This window comes from Paenibacillus tundrae (genome assembly GCF_036884255.1).
Classification (GTDB): domain Bacteria; phylum Bacillota; class Bacilli; order Paenibacillales; family Paenibacillaceae; genus Paenibacillus.
Genome location: NZ_CP145605.1, coordinates 5149532 through 5170738 on the forward strand (window position 1 = coordinate 5149532; position 21207 = coordinate 5170738).

Sequence of the window (21207 nt, forward strand, 5' to 3'; positions counted from 1 at the left end):
GAGCGGTTACCTCCTAAGGTCTATTAGTAAATACCGGGATGACCAAACTTTTTGGCAAGCTTATTACTACCAAGGACCAATATAATCCCCACAACAGACTTAAAGAGTCCAACGGCCGTACTGTAGCTGAACGCACCTTGCGTAATCCCCACGGTGTACACATAGGTATCGAACACATCCGCGACGTCCCGGTTCAGTGAGTTCGTCATCAGATAAATCTGCTCGAATCCTGTGTCCAGAAAGTTTCCGAGTCTTAGAATGAGCAATATAACAATCGTGGTACGAATCGCTGGCAGGGTAATATGCCACATTCGGCGTAAACGTCCTGCCCCATCCACAATGGATGCTTCATACTGCTCTGTATCTACTCCCGCAAGAGCTGCAAGGAAAATGATTGTCCCCCACCCCATCTCCTTCCACATCATCTGAATAATGATCAGCGGTCGGAACGTATCCGGGCTGGATAGGACATCTATGGGTTTACCCGTGATCATCGCAATTAGCTCATACAGCACTCCGCCCTGAGGTGTCAGAAATACATAAGTGATACTGGCGATAATCACCATAGATACAAAGTGTGGTACATATACGAGCGTCTGAATCGTTCTTTTGAAAAAGGCTGTTCGAATCTCATTTAATAGGAGTGCAATAATGATCGGTGCTGGGAAAAAGAAAATGAGATCGTATAAGGCAAGAAGCAACGTATTCCGTAGCAATCGGAAAAAGTCTGGATTCGAGAAAAAGGTCGTAAAGTTCTCAAACCCTACCCATTCACTATCGCGAATCCCTAGGAAAGGCTGATAATCCTGAAAAGCAATAACGATTCCCCACATGGGCAAGTATTTAAAGATCACAAAGTACAGAAAACCGGGAAGCACAAGTACGTATAACCATTTATTTCGCTTGATCTGCCGCTTCCAGTTAGACTCCCGCTTTACGGAGTAACTAGAAATGTCCGCCTGCGTTGTTGTAGCAGCACTTCCATTCTTCCCGTTCATGCCCTCTCCCTCCATTCATGTAAGCGTTATCAAATTATCTGATACTCAGACTATACAGCGTGCTTATTTTCGGCAACCTTCATTTTTTGCTCAGCCCTTTCCAAACCTGCACAACGTCCGGTATAGCGCCAATAGCGCTCTTGATTAGCAACATTTTGAAGAAGAGGATTGCACATTTTTGCCGTCTTCTCTTTCTTTGTATTTGCACCCCAGCCACCTTTATAAAACATATAAAAAAACGGAATCCCTATATGGAATCCCGGCTAAACAAGCTTCTGAAAATCGATTAAGATGTAAACCACTGATCCCGATACTGGCTCGGTGTAGAACCCTCTTGTTTTTTGAAGATTCGATTAAAATAACTATGCTGGTATCCTACTGCGCTTGCAACATCATTGATTTTCATCGATGTCTCACGTAATAACTTTTTGGCGGTCTCCATACGTACCTGGGTCAAATAATCAATAAAATTCATTCCTGAGATCTGTTTAAATGCCTTGCTGAGAGCATAAGGCGTCATCTGTTCCAGATCAGCGCATGCTTCCAACGATATATCGTTGCTGTAGTTGTCATCAATGTACTGCATCGTACGCTCCACCACCTGCTTAAGCGGTTCTTGAGATCTAAGCTCGATCTCTTGCATATACGGTCTAATCACTTTCTCCTTCATCCACTGCATCATCTGTGCTGGTTCACGAATACTCGACAGTCGTTCATACATGTTACAGCCGCCGAACAGCTGGTAGGGGATAACGCCCGTTTGCAGCATGACATGTTGAATACTGCCCAATAACTGAAGCATCATCTGCTGTACCTGAAATTCCGTACTATCGGTTCGGGTCACCTCAGTCAAAAATTGCTCCATTCCCCGTTCTGCCTCATCCCGCTTCCCTAATCTCAGCGCTTGAATAAGGTCGCGTTCCAGTCCAAGCGGATAGGTTGCTCCTTCCGTTTGATTGAAGCATTGCTCATCATCTAGATCAAGGATTTGGCTGCCCGCCTCCACACTTCGATAAACGACCGCTTGCTCCATCTCTACGAATAAACTCGGTAATTCCTGCAACGTTACGGCTGGGCGGCTGACCACTACGGTCACCTGCATTTTCAGCGTTCGGTGAATCACTTCCATCAATTCCTCTCCCCACAACAATGCTTGTGGCTTCAAGGAATGCTCTTCTGGAGCCATAATTAACATCGCCGAGGATAGATCGTGGAAATTCATCACACTAATTTGGCTAAAATAACCCTTCGCCACCTCTTCTATAATATTAACAGCGGCAAACGTGATCAGCCCTGTATCCCGGCTGCCAAACCGTTCTCGTAATGTTACATGTCCTGTAAAATACATCTGTAATAACAAAAACTGCTGACCTTCGACCTCAGATCCAAGGTTAGTCATGCGTTGGCGTAGATCCTGCTCGTTGTATGCGTATAGATGACCTTGTACCAGTTGTAATACAAAGCTGTCCCGCAGATGCGGCAGTTGTTCTTGTAGCTGGCGGTGAGCTGTTAGACGATCTGAAGTCAGTTCATTCCAGTGCTGCTCCAACAGTTGGAATTCGTCTAATTTCACACCGGCAGATGCTTCGTTTCTTCCAGGCGTCAACAGGTGAACCATCCGTGCAACCGGTGAATAGATTCGACGTGAAGCAAACCACGACAGTAGTAGCCCCAATACTAGACTGCCTATGCTCGCAATCACAATAATTTTGGATACCAGCTTGACGGGTGAAGTAACCGAGGTCAATGGAGCTGCGGATACGTATGTCCAATCTGCATCGATTCGGCTTAACGAGCCGGATGATACGGAATAGGTCTGATCCTCATATTTGAATAGAAAAGAATGACTATCCTTGTGCAGGGCGACTGCTTCTTTGAGCTGCTGTTCAAAGGCTGGATCCTTAGCGCCTACGTCTGTATTACCCGTAATCAATGTATTGCCTTCGGCATCCATCAGAAAAGTTAGCCCTTCATCATATGGGGTAAGCGTTTTCAATAAACTTGCGATCTTTTGGTTATCCAGTGTGATGACTAGGGCACCGAACGGGTTGACACTTTCTCCCGGAATTTTATGTACAAGAACGAGAGCATCACTTGCACCTGTATGTAACAAGCTGGTATTAGAGGTCAGAGATTGCTTAATTTCCTGTTGACCAGATACCCAATCTGTCCAATACACATGATTGCCCATGCTCAGGTATCGATCATACGCCTCAATCTGCGCCTCATCCTTCAGTTCGTTATACTCCCGATTGAATAAGATCGGCTGCGGTTCCCTCAAATATAGCTGTGCAGATTGAATTAACGGATGCGAGCCCTGAAGAACGTACAATGTCGTTACAATCTCTTGTGTTTCTTTGAAAAAATATACAAAATCCAGCGTCCGGAGTGCATTGCCGAATCTGGGTTCGAAAGCCCAGTGCGATAAGGTCATCTCCAAATAGGCGAGCTGATCATCTACATTCCGCGCCCGGTTCTCAATCTGGTTCTGGTGCATCTGATTGAATTCTTTCTCCATCTGATTCACGACCAACCCATACATCACAATTCCTGTAATCAGACCGGGAATGCTCGCGATCAACAAAATAAGCATTAGGCTGTTTCGATAGAAACGCCCCTTCTGTCGCCTCGTCCATCTTCCTGACAAACGAAAAAAACGACCCATGTCCCGTACACGACTAGTTGGCTCCATCAGCGGTCACCTGCCTGCTTGTGAGTAATCTGTCTGTCATGGGAACTGCTCCATCTCCTTACTGAATGGTTTGTATGATCTGTGAATGGCATCTTTTTTTTATATTATACTCAATATTTCCCAGTGAATGAAACGAGATTTAGTGTAACGTTTTTTAACCAATGTTTTATTAACCCGTAAAAATGGATTACAATAGGATGAAGCAGAACATGAAGGAGGCTTATTAATAATGAAAGAACAAACGTATTTTCAACAAAACAGAGATAAACACCTGGCCGAACTGAATGAATGGTTATCCATTCCAAGTATCTCAGCCATTTCGGAACATAAAGAGGACATTAACCGTGCAGCACAGTGGGCAGCAGATGCACTTACGCGTGCAGGCATGGAGAATGTTGAGGTTATTCAAACAGCAGGACACCCGATTGTGTATGCTGATCATTTGCATGCACCTGGCAAACCAACCGCATTGATCTATGGTCACTATGATGTACAGCCTGTTGATCCACTTAACCTGTGGGACACACCTCCATTCGAGCCTACCGTACGTGACGGGAAGTTATATGCTCGCGGAGCAACGGATGATAAAGGACAAATTTTCTTACATATTAAAGCGGTAGAAGCTTTGCTGGCAGAGAACAAGGAACTCCCTGTTAACGTGAAGTTCTGCATCGAAGGTGAAGAAGAGATTTCCAGCCCGAACCTGCCGATCTATCTCAATGACAATACGGACAAGCTGCGTGCTGACATGGTACTCATCTCCGACACCTCCTTGCTCGAAAAAGGCAAGCCCGCGATCTCTACAGGGCTGCGTGGTCTCTGCTCGCTTCATGTGGATCTGTTCACTGCTAACACGGATCTGCATTCAGGTTCGTTTGGTGGCGGTGTTCCAAATGCACTGCATGCACTCGTTTCCCTGCTCGCTTCATTGCATGACGAACAAGGACGCGTGAGTGTAGATGGCTTCTACGATGGCGTTCTGCCACTGTCCCCTGAGATGAGAGAAGAATTCGTGAAGCAAGGCTTCAACGAAGAACAGCTTCGTCAGGATCTTGGTCTGGAGCAGTTGTATGGTGAAGAAGGTTACTCGTTCGTGGAACGCGTTGGAGCACGTCCAACCCTGGAACTGAATGGCGTATGGGGTGGATTCCAAGGTGAAGGCTCCAAAACGGTTATTCCAAAAGAGGCTCATGCTAAAATTACATGCCGCCTTGTAGCTGATCAAGATCCGCAACAGGTGCTCGATCGTATCGAGGCACATCTACGTGCTCACGTTCAACCTGGTGCAACGTTACAAGTGAAACAGATTGAGAAAGCTTTTGCATTCAATACAGATCCATCCGACCCTATTCTGCAAAAAGCAGCAGATGCCTATGAGCAAGTATATGGTGTGCGTGCCCTCTTCACAAAAGATGGCGGCTCCATTCCGATTGTTGAGAAACTCTCACGTGTACTTGAAGTTCCGGCTGTCATGATGGGCTTCGGCTTGCCTGATGAGAACCTTCATGCACCGAATGAGCACTTCAACCTGGAGAACTTCGACAAAGGGTTGCTTACGATTGTTCAGTTTTTGAAAAGTTTGTAGCATTTTAGTTAAAAGCAGATCACTGGGGGCGTGCATCGTAGACGTTCCGGTGACGAATCGTTCTTACGATCGCTGTTATCCCCAGATTTCTTCGATTCCCTTTTCTAAAGGGAGAAATCACGGGGATAAAGGCGAACGCTCCGCTTCTCCAGAATCGATTTCGTCCCCTCCACTACGTTGCTGCACCGTGAACTGATTTTAAGATAAGAGCCCCACCTTTAGGAGGAGTGTATAGGGGTTATAAGCAAACGGCCTTCGGGTCGTTTGCTTTTTTTGGTTTAGAAATTATTTTTATTACTGTTATAGATTAGATTGCTTTTAGGATTTAGGATTTAGGATTTAGGATTTTAGGATTTAGGATTTTAGGTATTTTTGTTCTTTTGGGGTTTGGGGTTTGGGGTTTGGGGTTTGGGGTTTGGGGTTTGGGGTTTGGGGTTTGGGAGTTGATTTTTGATTTTTGGTTTTAGAGGGTTGGGGTGACGTTTAGAGTTCTTGGTTTAACTTGGTTGGCGGGATTTATTTTCTTTTGAATTTTGGGTTATTCATTTCTTTTTTGATTCTTGAATTCTACTTATGGGTTCTGTTACCTTGTTCCTGATCTTTGTTTAAATCTTAGTTTTGGTTTTGGTTCTGTTCCTTTTCTCGTGCCTGCTTTGTCCTTCCTTTTTTGTTTTTCTTTTTTGTGTTTTTGGTCATGGAGTTTGCTGCATGTTTGACTGATAATGTAGCTAATCCTTACGAAGAGGTGAAATGATATGTCTGCTTCTCACCTAACCAAAAAGGCGCTGGCTCGTTCGCTTAAATCACTGATGGAGCATATACCGCTGAACAAGATTACAGTCAAACACCTTGTTGACGATTGTGGTGTGAACCGGCAAACCTTTTATTATCATTTTCAGGATATCTATGCGCTGCTCGAGTGGATCTATAAGACCGAAGCGGTGGAAAGTCTAACGGCGTATCGAAGCTACAGTACATGGACGGATGGATTCTATAAAATCTTCTGTTATATCGAGGATAATAAGGCGTTCTGCTTCAATACTTTGGATTCTCTTGGACGAACACACCTCGATGGATATCTCTATGAGGTAACGCATGATCTGATCATGGGTGTCATCGATGAACTAGCTTGCGGGATCCAGGTACGAAGTGAGGACAAGGAGTTTGTGGCCAACTTTTACACCTTGGCGTTTACTGGACTGATCATTCAGTGGATGAGAGGCCACATGTCAGAACCGCCAAAACAGATCATTGAAAAGCTAAGTGAGCTGATCGAAGGAAATGTACTACGAGCATTACACAGATATGAGAATAAGCTGCCATCCACCTGAGGATGCGCAGCTTATTTCATTTTTTCATCCACTATTTACTTACCTACTTACTTACTTTCTTATTTTCTTACTTATTCTTTGTTCAACTTAACTTGCACTCAAGATTGAATTCCGGCGACTCAAAATTCAGACATTTTTCCAAAAGTGACTAAAAAGTAGACACTCCCATTCTTTTGACCATACCTTACTTCACCTGCAAGGTTTACATTAGGGATGTGATTACAGAACCCTTATGGAGGCGAATCATTGTGAACAACGAATACGGTAACAAACAGGTCTATTTTGTAGGCGGCGGCATTGCTTCATTAGCAGGGGCAGCTTATCTTGTTCGAGACTGCGGCTTCCCCGGAGAGCACATTCACATTATCGAAGAGATGAACATTCTGGGTGGTAGTAACGACGGCGCTGGTAACCCCGATCAAGGTTATATCATCCGCGGTGGACGAATGCTTAATGACGAGGCTTATGAGAATCTCTGGGAGCTACTGGCTTCCATTCCCTCTATCGATCGTCCTGGTTTGTCGGTCAGACAAGAAATTACCGAGTTTGATCATGCTAACCCCACCCACTCCAACGCTCGGCTCATTAACCGTGACGGCGAGGTCGAAGATGTGCTCTCCATGGGCTTTGATATGGCCGACCGGCTGGCGATGGGCAAGCTAATCATCACACCTGAAGATACGCTAGATAAATTACGGATCAGTGATTGGTTTGGGCCTCACTTTTTCAAAACGAACTTCTGGTATATGTGGGCTACGACCTTCGCTTTCCAGCCTTGGCACAGTGCCGTAGAATTCAAACGATATATGCTCCGCTTCTTTCACGAGTTCCCAAGAATTCAAACACTTGAGGGTGTTACACGTACTCCATTTAATCAATATGATTCCATCATCTTACCTCTGCAAAAGTACCTTGAACCATTCGGCGTAGATTTCACCCTGAAATGCACCGTCACCGACCTGGACTTCAAAGAAGGCGATGGGATTACAGTGGAGCGGATGCATGTACGCCGGAACGGTAACGAGGACGTTATTGATATTCATGAAGGTGATCTAGTCATTGTCACGAACGGTTCGATGACCGAGGGAGCCGATATTGGTTCCATGTCCTCCGCTCCGAAACTGAACGGCAAGGGCAGCTCTTGGAAGCTATGGGAGAACATTGCCGCGAAGAAACCTTTACTAGGTAACCCTTCTTCTTTTAACGATCATGTAGATGAGTCCAAATGGGAATCGTTTACCGTTACTTTTCAAGATTCAGTGTTCTTTGATCTGATGGAGAAATTCACGCGCAATCGTGCAGGTACCGGCGCGTTGGTCACCTTCAAAGATTCCAGTTGGTTTATGTCCGTCGTGCTCGCCTTCCAACCACACTTCCGTGGGCAGCCGGAGCATGTCAACGTATTCTGGGGTTACGGCTTATATCCCGATAACGTAGGTGACTACGTGAAGAAACGCATGTGTGATTGTACGGGAGAAGAGATTATGCAGGAACTCATCGGCCATCTTCATTTCCAGGAACATCAAGAAGCCATTATGGCTACTGCGAATTGCATTCCATGCATGATGCCTTATATTACAGCGCAATTTATGCCCAGATTGAACAGTGATCGACCAAAGGTCGTTCCTGACGGCTCCACCAATCTTGCCTTTATCAGTCAATTCTGCGAGATTCCCGATGACGTGGTGTTCACGGAAGAATATTCGGTTCGGGCGGCGCGAATTGCTGTGTACACCCTACTCGGAGTGAATCGACCGATTGAACCCATTCATCAGTATCAGTATGATGTCCGCACATTGTTCAGTAGTTTTGTGACCTCATTCCGATAAAAAACACAACAATAAAAGGAGTGCCGTCATGAATTTGACAGCACTCCTTTTGGGTAAGGAAGAGCATTAAATGAGCATATAGTAAATCTGTTGTCATTAAGTATTATATCGAAGGTCAAACAACCTGCACATTAGACGTGTATAGAATCCTTTAACATCTCAGTTTCTCCAACGATATGTCATTTCGTGAGGTTACATACTGTTTGCCCTATGTGCGGAACGTGGTGAACTTCAGCATGTGTATCAGCTGGGATAAGTGTGCGATGTTCTGCTGTACATCTGAGGTATCCGCACCTGCCATTGCCTGATTTGCTCGCAACGTTCTCCGGGTATTCAGCATACCTTCGATCAGTTTCATGACCGTGTTGCGTCCACGATGATCCACAATCATATACTTCTTCCTTGCATCCAACTCTACCCATACGATATTGCTGAACGATGTAAATAGTTGTTTACGATACTGCTCCATATCCGTCTCATTGTAATGCTCGCCATAGAAAGCATAATATCCGTGAATGTGCAGCTTCTCTGCCAGCACTGTGATAAAAGGATCAAGCCCAGGCATAGCATTGCGTTCCATATTTCACGCCTCCGTGATGCGTAATCCGTAGATCCCATCTTATTTTGAGATCTATTTTATCATATAATTCACTCCATTACCTCTCTCGCAGTATCTGCCCAGACTCTATCATATATGACTCGTGGAAAGTCGGAATGTTTCAATTCAGTTATTCAGAGATTCGCCGCCCCTTCACCCACACACCCGCAACGTCCAATTCCTCATTCAGCAACACGATGTCTGCCTGCTTGCCCTGAGCGAAAGAACCTGTCCGATGATCGATGCCCAGCAAACGAGCTGGGGTCAGACTCGCTGCTCGTGACGCAGCCGTAACACTTAAACCAACCTCCTGCACAAGGTACCGGAAGCCTCGCACCATAGTTAGTGTGCTACCCGCCAGCGCACCACCTTCCTTCAGGCGTGCCACACCATGCTCAACAATAACCGGAAGATCACCGATGGCGTATTCCCCATCATCTAGACCTGCAGCAGACATGGCATCTGTAATCAACACCAGTTGATCTATGGGTTGTTTCAGTTGTGCCAGTATGGAAATGGCTGCTGGGTGCACATGAATTCCATCTGCAATGACCTCTGCACTAATGCGCGGATCGCTGAGCACGGCTCCAGCAGCCCCGGGAAGCCGATGATGTAGTGGCGTCATGGCGTTGAATGTATGAACGGCATGATGCAGCCCCGCCTCTACCGCACGTTGTACCTCATCATAGCTAGCATCTGTATGCCCCAGTGCTGCCGTGATTCGTTGACTTCGCAGCCATGCAATTAGCTCCAACGCACCTTCACGCTCTGGCGCCAATGTAACCTGCCGGATCAATCCAGGATATTGTTGCTCCCATTCTTCTAGCCACGATACATTAGGCATTACAATATGCTCCGGATTTTGCGCTCCAGGCCATTTAGGGCTGAAAAACGGTCCTTCCAGATGCACACCCTCGAGTTGTGCAAAAGGCATCGTTCGGGATCGATATGCATGAACCTCATACAGCACCTGATCCAATCTATCCTTCGGTGCGGTCATCGAAGTTGCCAGCATCGCGGTTGTTCCTTGAGTGCAATGGAATGCAGTGATTGTATCCAGCACCTCTGGACTAGCATCCATAAAATCTTCACCATTGCCGCCATGTACATGGATATCAATAAATCCAGGCACAATCATGCCATGCTCGGGCACAGGCAAAAATAATCCTTGTCGTCGAATTGAATCAGGTAGCCCTTCGGGCGAGCCTGCATATATTATTTTCCCATCACGCCAAGCCAAAATTCCATCGTCTATCATACGATCTGAAAGAACAAGCTTCCCCTGTAAAATGGATACAGCATCTCTAGCCTTAAGCTCTTGTATATCGCCTGTACTCATTCAACCAACCTCCTAACCCAACCTATGATGTATAAACGTTATCAGGATCAAATTTATAATTGATTAAACTGCTTATTTTACCCATCTACCTGCAGCGCGGTCTAACAGTACAACCACATTGGGGTGACATTGGAGTAGCGAGGCTGGGCACTCAGTAGTAATTGGCCCCATGAACGCCTGCCGAATAATCTCAGCTTTTTCCTCACCGCGAGCAATCAGCAGAATCTGTTTGGCTTTCAGTATCGTACCAACTCCCATGGTAATCGCCTGCGTTGGAACCTGATCGATACTGTCAAAAAAGCGAGCATTCGCTTTTCTTGTCTCTTCCTTCAACGCAACAACATGTGTACGACCCGTCAGCTCTGTGCCAGGCTCATTGAATCCAATATGACCGTTATGTCCGATGCCGAGAATTTGCAGATCAACCGGGCCACGATCCTCAAGCCGTTGTTCATAAGCTTCGCACTCCTGAGCTAAATCCAGCGCATTACCATCGGGGATATACGTCTTATCCAGATCAATATCGATATGGTGGAACAACTGTTCATTCATGAAGCTACGATAACTTTCGCTATGCTCAGCGGGTAAACCTACATATTCATCGAGATTGAAGGAGGATGCCTGCGCGAAGCTAACCAGATCTTTTTGCACCATCGCTATTAGCTGTTTATAAATCCCCACTGGAGAACTACCTGTTGCAAGCCCTAACACAGTTCGTGGTTTCGTCTGTAGCAGACTCGTAATAATCCCGGCACCTGTAACGTTTAAATCTTCTTCATGTTCAAAAATACGTATGTTCATCTCGTTAAGCACCTCCGTTGTTATGAACCCGATAGGACTGTACACTGTGATACGATTGCTCAAGCTTCGGAATAAATTGGTCAAAATCGGAACTCACCATGCCTGTGAACAAAATGTCGATGACATGTAATAAGGCAATTCGCGAAGCCATATCACCTCGTCGCATCCCCTTTTCGAGTGAAGAAGTAAATAGCGGAATATCTGACACTGTAGCCAGTTTATTATTACTGTAGGACGTCAACGAAATCGTTGCAGCTCCGGCCTGTTTGGCACAATGCAGTGCATCAATCGTCTCTGGGGTTTCGCCCGAATAGGATACAGCTACTGCGACATCTCCCTCTCCTAACGAAGAGGCGGAGGTGATCTGCATATGGGAATCTGAGAAGGCCGTACAGCTCTTCCCGATCCGAATCAGTTTCTGATAGAAATCCTGGGTCACAATGGATGATGTAGCAACACCGTAGAGATCGATCCGACGTGCAGCGCACAATAGCTCAATTGCTTTGCCCACCCGTCCCAGATCCAGCAAACGAGTTGTATCTGCAATGGAAGCCAGATGATTCGCTTCAATCGCCTCAACGATTTTGGACAATGAGTTGCCGGCCACAATATCCTGATATGCCGTTTCTCCTGTTGGATGCGACAATTCGGCGGCTAGTTTCATTTTGAAATCTGGAAAGCCTTTGAAATGAAAGGATTTGCAAAAACGAGTTACCGTCGCTGGGCTCGTCCCGCTTTGCTGCGCAAGATGGTTGATCGTCCAGCCTGGAATGTCTGAGGGCGAACTCAATATAACTTCTGCAATCCGCCGTTCTTGTGCAGGCAGGTCTTCCAATTCTTGCTGCAAGGCATGTAATATGGCTGCCATAAGCTCTCCTTATGAAAATTATTTTTATATTATTATATAAATTTAAGAAAATCATTTTTATACCTTCATTTTAAACAACGGTAACCTGTAAATCAAGAGTATTCCCTTCACTTTTCTGGTGTAGATCATCGCAGCCTAAATTCCATTTTTTCACATCCAGAGAACATGCACTATCTCACTTGTTTCATCTCCAGAGACCCCTTATATTGAAACAATGAGTTTGCACAAAGGAGTTGATCATCACATGAACAAACGTCAGCAGCAGAAGATCATCCCGTCCTTATGGATCATTGCGGAGAGACAAAGTGAATATAGACCCTATTACGTTCTATATGCGATTGATTGGAAGCGAGCGAGCCGATTAAGCTGGGAGGGTTGGGATCGTCTGCATGACTTGTTACAATTCCATGTTCCTATTAGACATAAGATAGGGAGTACAAGAAGCACATCACAACCCTGTGCCAAAATTGCCAAAAAAGCGATATTTCTATCTCTAAATGAAGGACAGTTTGAGACATTGGAGCAGTTGTTTTATCAGCCCTTTTCCAAGAAACGATGGAAAGAATTTATTAAGCCACACTGTAAACTCCATAAAAAGGTGAGTACATAATGAAAACAGATCATAAGCAGGTTTTGCTTCAAATGATGGCTCCATACCATGAGATGTTGGATTGCCTAATGGAACAGATGGGTGATTTTTCACAGGTAGACTATGTGGAGAAGCAAGATGCTACGTATGGAAAAAGAGATGCGAATTATACCAATCGCTTCAAAGTACTACTGGCTATTTATCATCGGGAAGATCGGCATGCGCCGCATTATGAGTCGATTGTAAGAAGACTACTAATCAATGAAATCATAGATCGACAGACAAACAGCTATCAGGGTATAGGCGAAGCATTATATTACTGTGTTTTCTTGTTGAAGCAGTACAACCGAGATGAAGATCAGAAACTATTTTCCCAAGCAAAAGAAGCCAACTTCGATACTAGCTGTGGATTTGAGCCTAATCGAATTCGAGAGCAACACCTTTTTCATATAGATACTGCTGACCTTTCGGATTGCATTCGCCTGACAGAAGATTTGCTTGAGATGACGTATCATTCAACATTTGTCGATTTATGGATTGCGGAACAGACGTGCTGGAATTCAGAAAACCTGATTGAGCTACTCTATATTGAACGAAACCGGAAACACATTGAGGGTGAGATCGAAGTACTGAGAAAACTTGCTGCCCTCGAGAAAAATGCCGGAAATGATCATCAATACTGCTACCTGGCATCTAACTTGGCTGAAAAACTCATCACCCAGGGTCAGTTTGAAGAAGCAACTCTATCTATGGAATCTGTCATTCCGCTCATTATTAAAGAGGATCGTTGGTGTATGGTTGGATTAGGACGTCAAATGATTCAAACGTGTATTAATATTATGTATTATCATGGTGCTGATTCTCCTCATTCCCTTACTTTGTGGCAACCCATTGAAGGCTTTCTGGAACAGGCAGTCCAAAATATGAGCTTAAGTCAATATGCTCGAGTTACGTCTGCTTGCCAATTCATGGGCAACATTCAGCTGGCGCAGATTTTAATTGAAAACAAAGATAAGCACATAGATCAGTATAACTTTTGAAAATCATTATAGAGGTATTCCATAGCAAAAAAGCCTTGCCCCATTCTTCATGATAAAGAATAGAGAAAGGCTTTCATGCTGCTACTTAACCTTAACTGTAATTCGCAACTAAATCTTCAGTTCTCCGAGCTTAATCAGCTCTACAACTGCTTGCGAACGACCCTTAACATTGAGTTTCTGCATCACATTCGAAATATGGTTACGCACCGTTTTCTCGCTGATGAATAACTGCCCTGCGATGTCACGCGTCGTTTTGTCTTGAACCAATAACTCGAATACTTCGCGTTCACGGTGGGTCAACAAAAATTTACTTTTATGATCGATACCCTTCAATGTTCACCCCTCCTTGCTCGGGTTGTGTTGGTGTAACAAGGTTAAGGGGATACAGTCAACTCATCTTATGTCAGGTCAAGGGCGATGGTTCAGTTTTATAAGAAAAATGGGCATTAATTTGCATATATCGCTCAAATACAAGTAGTGCATATTCATTATAGAAATTATGTACATAACAAACATGCCTTTGCACTAGATGTGAACATCTACACAAAGGCACATTTGTCTCATTCGTTCTGATTACCGGAAATTATGATTCATAAGACCATCACGGTTGTTGTTGCGATTCATTGTACCATCACCAAGAATGCCATCACGATGATTCGGATTCATTGCATTGGTTGGGAAAATACGTTCCACCATTGAAGAGAAGGTATCGATCATGCCACTGATCGGCTTACCGTTACGAATGTCTTTTGCATACGATTCTGTATGCTCAACAAATTCCGGGTTAGCAGACACATAGACATTTTCGACGTTAGGTGCAAATTGCTTGATTTTGGCTGCGATCTTGCCTTTAATTTCTTCTGGGGTATTATCGTCCGAGCTATCCACTCGTTGCCCCTCACTTTTGGCTCCATAGTGACCATTATCCATCGTGCGGGCTTTGCCACTGTCGGTCAATCCACGCATCATGCCCACTGCTCCTGTGCCCATCGTACCGTAAAGGCCACGATCATTACCCATATGACCACGATCGGTTGCTACACCTGTGTTCAGTCCTGGTGCTATACCGCTCGTCGTATACGGAGACATTGTTCCATCCCCACCATGAACGCGCAAACCGCCCATATCTTCGCTCATACTGTCACTGCGCATGGTGCTGTTCGGATGAACGCTCATGCCTCTCATATTTCCACGAGTCGATTTACTTCCCAACTTGCCTGCATGTCCGTCAGTTAATCGAACAGCAACATAAGCATTGCGATCCGTTAACAACACGTTAGCTGACTTAACTTCCTTCATTTCTGTAATACGTTTGGCTAATTCATCACTCGATCTTAGACTGGTGACATTGTGATTACGATAATTGTTGGCGCGAATACCATCCATCCCGTTCGTTTCAACACCGTAACGGTTCAGACCCCTTACTTCATGGCGCACACTTTGGGATTGCATGTTGTTAGCGTCCTTGTTTGTACCACAACCGGTTAATCCCGCCATTACAAAAATTGCACTTGTCAAAGATAAGGTTATCGCTTTCGCCTTTTTGGCTGCTGGCATGTCTCATCCTCCAATGGGTTATGGTTTTGGTCACAAAGATAGGATGCGCTTCTGTGCACACTGGTATCCTGAAAGGATATGGAACCTCCATTTTTGGTGGTTCTGATCTAATACAGCTTCTTAACTAAGATGAAAACACAAAAAAAGATGCTGCAACTTCTGCAGCACCTTTAGATCAATCTTTAATATTCAGATATATATTTAGATAAGTTATTTTTTGAGCGCCTCGGCGGCTTTCTCCACATCCTTCAACGCATCAGCCTGTAGAGCGTATGCCCATTCGCCATCCGGAGTAATTACCCAGATCTGGTCAGGATCAGAAGCAACCGTAATCCCCCGATATACATCCGAAATCATCTGTCCATTCACATTCTGTTCCACGATAAATGTAAATCGTGGTACGGTGTTTTTCAGCTCAGAAGCTGGGCGTACATCATCGGCAGTTGTTATATTTTTTATTTTACCAATCAGAGAGACAGCATCTGTTGCTTCCAATTCAGTTCCATTGAATGTCCACTGCTTCTCTGCCGCATCTTGTTGAGCTGTTGATTTTAATATCCATGTGGACGCTTCCGCCTCCCAGTCCAGAGACTGCACATTCGATTCATCGAGGTTGAACGGAGTTGTATCCAGCAGCTCTCGCCGTGACAACTCAATACCACTAATCGTTTCACTCTTAACAGCAACAACAGCACCTGAGTCTACACGAACATAACGAGCATCATCGGCAGGTAGCTGACCACCAATCATAAGTTCGATTTTGCGTTGATCCTTAAGCTGTATGTCTAGCCTTGCAGCATCTGTACCGAGTCCATACTTCTCAACATTCGTCGGACTCTCCTCAACGACAAGCTCCTGATCCGCTGCACTTAAAGCATCCAGCAAGTTACTTACGGCATAGCCGTTCAGAGGATAAGCTTTTGGTTCAACCATCTGCCAGACCCCTTGCTCCAGTTTCAGTTGTGAGGTCTCCTGGCTTGCCGTGCTGTTCTCTTCAGTCGTTGGGCTATGAATCGTAATTGCCGCAATGTCTCCAGCTTGAATCCCAAGCAATTTCACCTGCTCTGCTGCTTCTTCTCGGAAATAATTTTGACTGGCTGCATACATCCAGCCCACCAGTAGAACCACTACGGCAAGTATCGTTGGAATCCATTTTCTCATACACGTCTACGCCTCCACCATAAGAATACTCCAATGATAACAAAGACGAGCGGGAATGCGACAAGCGCCGCAAAAAATATAACTCTGGCTTGTTCCCCATTGAGGTAGGCCACTTGGTAACCAGCTTGTACACGAGGTCGAATCGTTAATCCATCCTGCTTCTCACTTAAATAATTCGTCACATTCAAAATAAAATCACGGTTACCTCCATTGGCAATCTCTGAATCCTGCATAAAAATGGAGGAACCAAGGATGACCGCTTTGGGTTTGCCATCTGTCGTATCTGCTGCATACCCAAGCTCCACCGGTCCTTGTACATCTTGCTGTGGATCGTTGGAGGTTTCATTTTGTAGAAGACCAGCAATATCCTTCTCCCCATAACTGTCGTTCGAGGAATGAATAAGTGGGGACAACGTATATTTGTCCTGCTCTTGGCTAGTCAAAGCAATGGACAGGGATAACATCGGATAGAGCTTACTTTCAGATAATTTATCCGTGATTGCATGAGTCCCATACTCAGGTACAACCCATAAAGGTCCCATTGTACTTGCTTGGTGTTGATCCACCATAACGGCATGTTCATCCACCACACCGTAGTCCGCGGCAAGCGCGTCGATGTTCTTCCAAGCCGACTCCATATCTTCATGGAATCCGAGGGATAGTAGCAGCTTACCACCATTACTAAGATAGGTACGTATGGCTTTCAGCTCGGTATCACTAATGTCACGCTGTGGTCCAATAATAGCAAGCACATCAGCATCCTCAGGAACTTGCCCTGCTTGATTCAACTGTAACTCCTCTGTTGTGATGTTGCTCTGCTCCAAAGACGAACGCAGTGTTGTCAGCTGATCCAAACCAAGCTCCTCGTGCCCGGTCAGGAAGACCATTTTATGCATCTCCGTTGAGGATAGATTCATCAAGGCCTGAGTTAACTTTTCTTCACCTGTAAATTGGTAAGATCCATCGCTTCCATCGCCTGCGGCTGTAAACAAACTCGCAATATCAATGACCTTGTGCTGATCTCCCTGCTCCAGAATGATGGAGCTGCCTGTAATTCCATATTTCGAAGCGAGCGCCGGCTCCTGCGTCAGATTGTATTGCTCCATCTTCAGCTTGCTGTTACGCTTCGTATATTCCTGTACCATATCCGACACTTCACGATTCAGGACAGTATTATTCACATTTTCAACGGTTAACACCAGAATGTTGACGTCTTCTTTCACATTTTTGATGGCAGTAAGCGTCTGATCAGATAAAGTGTATTGTTTGTTGGAAGTTAGATCGAGTTGGAATCCTCCAAGCGAATTCAGAAACAGCGTTAGCAAAATAAAGATGCCAATGACCGCTACTGATAATACGGTGCTGTTGGTATGACTTAACCATTTTTTCATCTTCTCACCTCCACCGTTTCCGTTCTACAATTTGAATGCTTAACAGCAGAAATACACCGGAGAGCGTTACATAGTACAAAATATCCGGCCCACTGAGCACACCTTTGGTAAAGCTGTCAAAGCGATTCGTTAGTGCAAATGGATCAAGCCATTGCTGCAAAGTAGAACCAGTATTGCCTGCAAATGAATCAAGCATCCAGAATACGAGCAATATAATAAAACCAGCTACCGCAGACACCATCTGATGTTGAGATAGCGTTGAAGCGAACAGTCCAATCGCCATCATGCTGCTGCCTAAGAAGAACAAACCTAAGGCTGACAACCATACCGAGGTCAGATCGAGTTCTCCGAAGAAGGACATAATTAACGGATATACCAAGCTACATAGAATAAGCACAACCAGTATGGCGAGCGAAGCCAAATATTTACCGAAAATAATCTCCGTAACTCGAGCGGGAGAGGTTAACAGTAATTCATCCGTGCCTTGTCGAAACTCTTCTGCCACAAGTCTCATCGTTAATAAAGGAACTACAAATAACAGCATGGATAATGTATCACCAAGCACGAGGCGATAATCCACTATGCTGGGTTGATAATATACAAAGCTCGAATAGAACAACAAGCTTGTCATCAAGACGTACACCGCAAAAGCAAAATACGATGTTGGTGATAGGAAATAGGCCTGAAGCTCCTTATTACAAACCGCCATCATTCGTCTCATTTAGAGCCCTCCTCCTTCTGGGCATGAGGCAACTCATCAGACACCGTTGTTGACTCTTCCGTGGACTGTTGGTTGTCTGTCACCAAATCTGGCTTCGGATCAACGCTTGTTATCTGATTCTCACTCGGCTCTGCACCTGTAGTAGACGCACCAGCAAGATTGTCTTCCGCTTCTTGCGATACAACTTCTGCTTGTGTCTCCGTTGTCGTAAGTTTCAAGAAGATCTGCTCCAGACTAAGGTTTTCCTTTTTCATCTCCAGGATGGGCAATCCAGCTCCAGACAATAAGTAAAATAACTCTTCACGGAAATCCTCGGAGGATTCGCCCGTAAGTAACATTTTCACCGTACCTGAATCTGGCTCGCCTTCCACTCCAGTTGGTGATATAACCTCACTCCGAATTTTCTCCCAAGGAGTAAGCAAGTTATGTAACTGTTCCTCGGTTGCCTTCACTTCAATAGCGACTTTAAATTGATCTGCCATCGCCGAGCCAAAGTGCTGCGGTGAACCGTCAAGAACAAGCTGACCCTGATTGATGATTAACATACGGTTACAGATTGCACTGACTTCTGGCAAAATATGTGTGCTGAGCAGTACAGTATGATTCTCACCAAGCTCACGAATAAGATCTCGAATTTCAATAATCTGATTCGGATCGAGTCCAGATGTTGGCTCATCCAATACAAGCAGATCAGGCTTATGGATAATAGCTCCAGCAAGTCCGAGCCGTTGCTTGTACCCTTTGGACAATCCACGAATGATTTGTTTTTCACGGCCCTGTAGACCCAGCCTACTCATCATCTCACTTACGCGTAGTTTCACTTCACGTGGTGCAACATCTCTTAGATTCGCAACGAATTTCAAATACGATTGCACAGTCATGTCCGGGTACAGAGGCGGCGTCTCAGGCAGATAACCAATCTTCGAACGAACACTTCTCCCTTGTTCATGCACAGACACGCCATCTACCGTGATCGACCCTGTCGTTGGTTGCAGATATCCGGTGATCATACGCATTGTCGTTGTTTTCCCCGCACCATTAGGACCTAGAAATCCCACGATCTCTCCGCGCTCCATTGTGAAATCCAGTTGATGTACGCCACGTTGTCCATCATACACTTTACTAACTTGTTTCACTTCGAGCACATCATTCATCCTTTCCCATCAAAGAGTTTGCTCAAAAAGTCCATTTTTTTGAACTCACACTCAAAATAACCCGTGTACCATCGTTCGATCTGCTGACGGCTCTACACGGGATGTTTATTCAAGCATAGCTACAATACCCTAAACCTAGCTTAATGTTCCTTAAAAGAAAGCTTAAAAAAATATGTCTAAAATGTGAATAAGGCTACATTCACCCACACCCTGTGCTCTAGGGAAACGTACCATACCCTAGGAGCAGTTATCCCCATTGCCAAGGATATGATAACAATCTGTGCAGATTACAGGAAAACACATGTACAATCCTGCACAATAGTCAGAGGTGAACCTTGTGAAAGTTTTATTCACATTTTTTGTGCCGAGTGGTGGGGTGGACACCTTGAATCGGCTACGCACAGCCGTATTGAAACGTCATGGCATAGAAGCACATATGTTATACCTGTACCCAGGCTCTGGATTACAGAATGGCACCGGCACTCCCGTATTTACCGCTTCCAGTGATGCAGAAATTAAGGAACTGCTGGCTCAACATCAGTATGATGCCATTATTGTCACTTCAGATATATCCATGCCTGGTAGGCTTAGAGGATTAGGATATGATGGACGGATTATCTTTGAAGCCCAAGGACTCGGCACTCGAGATCAAGCACTGGAAACGATTCAAATGGCTGTTCCCTACCTGCAGGCCTACTGTGATGCTGCTGTTATTCCTCCTACCGATCATTTGTTGGAAATGTTCATCCACATCTGCCCTTGGCTACATCGATTTGTCATCCCAAATATGCTGGATACACAGACCTTTAGTCCACTTAAGGTGGATGTACCTCCTTATCCGGTTATCGCCTGGGTTGGCCGACTGGAACATAACAAAAATTGGCAGGAATATCTGCACATCTCTAGTGAGATCATTCACCAAAATCCCAGCGCCAGAATGTGGATGTTCCATGATCCCACACTTGCCAATCCCGAGGATGAAGTATTATTTAAACACATGTTGGCAGAAAAAGGACTTGAGGATCGTATTGGAATTTTCGTTAACGTCCCCCATTCGCAAATGCCTACCTTCTATTCCATGACAGCGGAATCCGGTGGGTTGATGTTATCTACATCCATCCTTGAAGGATTCGGTTATGCGGTGGCAGAAGCGATAAGCTGTGGATGTCCTGTACTCAGCACGGATTCAGATGGCGTACGTTCATTTATTACACACAACAAAACAGGCAAGTTTTATCCGATCGGTCATTTGAACACTGCTGTATCGGAGGCCATTGACCTGATGCAAAACACCAAGCTACGAGAACACATTCGTACACAAGGTCGGCAGCATATGAGCATTTCCTTTTCACCAGATCGCTATGCTACTTCTTTTCGAGAGATGATGACCGCCTTAAGGATTTTCTTCTAACGTTCGGTACGACCTTTTTTCCCGCTTAATAAACAGCACGGACTCCTTTAAAATCAAGCTGGATGATGTGCTGTTTCCTTGTTTGTTATCTCTGAGGAACGAATTTTTCTATTCCGGTCAACGTCTCTTTTTTTAGAAAGAT

At 45.0% G+C, this 21207-nt stretch carries 19 protein-coding genes; 6 read left to right on the top strand and 13 right to left on the bottom strand.

The window, feature by feature from the left end; all coding sequences use genetic code 11:
• Positions 1-23 precede the first annotated feature (23 nt).
• The 3 genes from V6W81_RS23125 to V6W81_RS23135 are packed head-to-tail and all read right to left on the bottom strand — an operon-like array spanning position 24 to position 3690.
• Positions 24-998: an ABC transporter permease gene (locus tag V6W81_RS23125; RefSeq protein ID WP_145049842.1), complete on the bottom strand. Its 975-nt coding sequence runs from the start codon at positions 996-998 to the stop codon at positions 24-26.
• Positions 999-1048: 50 nt separating this feature from the next.
• Entirely contained in the window at positions 1049-1228 is a 180-nt protein-coding gene (locus tag V6W81_RS23130; RefSeq protein WP_338540498.1) for a hypothetical protein, read from the bottom strand.
• A 56-nt stretch (positions 1229-1284) separates the two neighbouring features.
• Positions 1285-3690 (bottom strand): AraC family transcriptional regulator, encoded by a 2406-nt coding sequence (locus V6W81_RS23135; RefSeq protein WP_338540499.1) that lies wholly within the window; start codon positions 3688-3690, stop codon positions 1285-1287.
• Positions 3691-3919: 229 nt separating this feature from the next.
• On the opposite strand from V6W81_RS23135, the gene V6W81_RS23140 reads away from it, so the two are divergent.
• The 3 genes from V6W81_RS23140 to V6W81_RS23150 all read left to right on the top strand — a co-directional run bounded on the left by V6W81_RS23140 (position 3920) and on the right by V6W81_RS23150 (position 8435).
• Positions 3920-5275 carry a dipeptidase gene (locus V6W81_RS23140; protein ID WP_338540500.1) on the top strand — a complete coding sequence of 452 codons (1356 nt, stop codon included), beginning with the start codon at positions 3920-3922 and terminating at the stop codon, positions 5273-5275.
• A 755-nt stretch (positions 5276-6030) separates the two neighbouring features.
• The gene (locus tag V6W81_RS23145; RefSeq protein ID WP_145049832.1) at positions 6031-6606 is read left to right on the top strand and encodes a TetR-like C-terminal domain-containing protein; all 576 of its coding nucleotides are present in this window, start codon (positions 6031-6033) and stop codon (positions 6604-6606) included.
• Between the two features lie 248 nt (positions 6607-6854).
• Complete coding sequence (locus V6W81_RS23150; RefSeq protein ID WP_338540501.1) at positions 6855-8435, top strand: oleate hydratase; 1581 nt, start codon at positions 6855-6857, stop codon at positions 8433-8435.
• A gap of 208 nt (positions 8436-8643) precedes the next feature.
• Here V6W81_RS23150 and V6W81_RS23155 read toward each other — a convergent pair whose 3' ends face one another.
• The 4 genes from V6W81_RS23155 to V6W81_RS23170 all read right to left on the bottom strand — a co-directional run bounded on the left by V6W81_RS23155 (position 8644) and on the right by V6W81_RS23170 (position 12041).
• Positions 8644-9015, bottom strand: a complete 372-nt coding sequence (locus V6W81_RS23155) for a hypothetical protein (protein WP_310141901.1) — start codon at positions 9013-9015, stop codon at positions 8644-8646.
• 148 nt (positions 9016-9163) lie between these two features.
• Positions 9164-10372, bottom strand: coding sequence for an N-acetylglucosamine-6-phosphate deacetylase (gene nagA / locus V6W81_RS23160; RefSeq protein ID WP_338540502.1), 1209 nt, complete (start codon positions 10370-10372; stop codon positions 9164-9166).
• A 72-nt stretch (positions 10373-10444) separates the two neighbouring features.
• Positions 10445-11173, bottom strand: a complete 729-nt coding sequence (nagB, locus tag V6W81_RS23165; protein ID WP_338540503.1) for a glucosamine-6-phosphate deaminase — start codon at positions 11171-11173, stop codon at positions 10445-10447.
• Positions 11174-11177: 4 nt separating this feature from the next.
• On the bottom strand, positions 11178-12041 hold the full coding sequence (locus V6W81_RS23170) for a MurR/RpiR family transcriptional regulator (RefSeq protein WP_338540504.1): 864 nt from the start codon (positions 12039-12041) through the stop codon (positions 11178-11180).
• A 244-nt stretch (positions 12042-12285) separates the two neighbouring features.
• Between V6W81_RS23170 and V6W81_RS23175 the strand changes: the two genes are divergently transcribed.
• Entirely contained in the window at positions 12286-12651 is a 366-nt protein-coding gene (locus tag V6W81_RS23175) for a hypothetical protein (RefSeq protein WP_338540505.1), read from the top strand.
• A complete protein-coding gene (locus V6W81_RS23180; protein ID WP_338540506.1) occupies positions 12651-13670 on the top strand; it encodes a hypothetical protein in 1020 nt (339 codons plus the stop codon). Before V6W81_RS23175 ends, V6W81_RS23180 begins: the two co-directional genes overlap by 1 nt.
• A 108-nt stretch (positions 13671-13778) precedes the next feature.
• On the opposite strand, the gene V6W81_RS23185 is transcribed toward V6W81_RS23180, so the two are convergent.
• The 6 genes from V6W81_RS23185 to V6W81_RS23210 all read right to left on the bottom strand — a co-directional run bounded on the left by V6W81_RS23185 (position 13779) and on the right by V6W81_RS23210 (position 19645).
• Positions 13779-14003, bottom strand: coding sequence for a helix-turn-helix domain-containing protein (locus V6W81_RS23185; RefSeq protein WP_017692532.1), 225 nt, complete (start codon positions 14001-14003; stop codon positions 13779-13781).
• A gap of 240 nt (positions 14004-14243) precedes the next feature.
• Positions 14244-15227, bottom strand: a complete 984-nt coding sequence (locus tag V6W81_RS23190) for a YhcN/YlaJ family sporulation lipoprotein (protein WP_338540507.1) — start codon at positions 15225-15227, stop codon at positions 14244-14246.
• Positions 15228-15437: 210 nt separating this feature from the next.
• Complete coding sequence (locus tag V6W81_RS23195) at positions 15438-16388, bottom strand: DUF4340 domain-containing protein (RefSeq protein ID WP_338540508.1); 951 nt, start codon at positions 16386-16388, stop codon at positions 15438-15440.
• Positions 16385-17779 (bottom strand): GldG family protein, encoded by a 1395-nt coding sequence (locus V6W81_RS23200; RefSeq protein ID WP_338540509.1) that lies wholly within the window; start codon positions 17777-17779, stop codon positions 16385-16387. Before V6W81_RS23200 ends, V6W81_RS23195 begins: the two co-directional genes overlap by 4 nt.
• Before the next feature lie 4 nt (positions 17780-17783).
• Positions 17784-18500, bottom strand: a complete 717-nt coding sequence (locus tag V6W81_RS23205; RefSeq protein WP_338540510.1) for an ABC transporter permease subunit — start codon at positions 18498-18500, stop codon at positions 17784-17786.
• The gene (locus tag V6W81_RS23210) at positions 18497-19645 is read right to left on the bottom strand and encodes an ABC transporter ATP-binding protein (RefSeq protein ID WP_338540511.1); all 1149 of its coding nucleotides are present in this window, start codon (positions 19643-19645) and stop codon (positions 18497-18499) included. Before V6W81_RS23210 ends, V6W81_RS23205 begins: the two co-directional genes overlap by 4 nt.
• A 346-nt stretch (positions 19646-19991) precedes the next feature.
• On the opposite strand from V6W81_RS23210, the gene V6W81_RS23215 reads away from it, so the two are divergent.
• The gene (locus V6W81_RS23215) at positions 19992-21065 is read left to right on the top strand and encodes a glycosyltransferase family 4 protein (protein ID WP_338540512.1); all 1074 of its coding nucleotides are present in this window, start codon (positions 19992-19994) and stop codon (positions 21063-21065) included.
• Positions 21066-21207 lie beyond the last annotated feature (142 nt).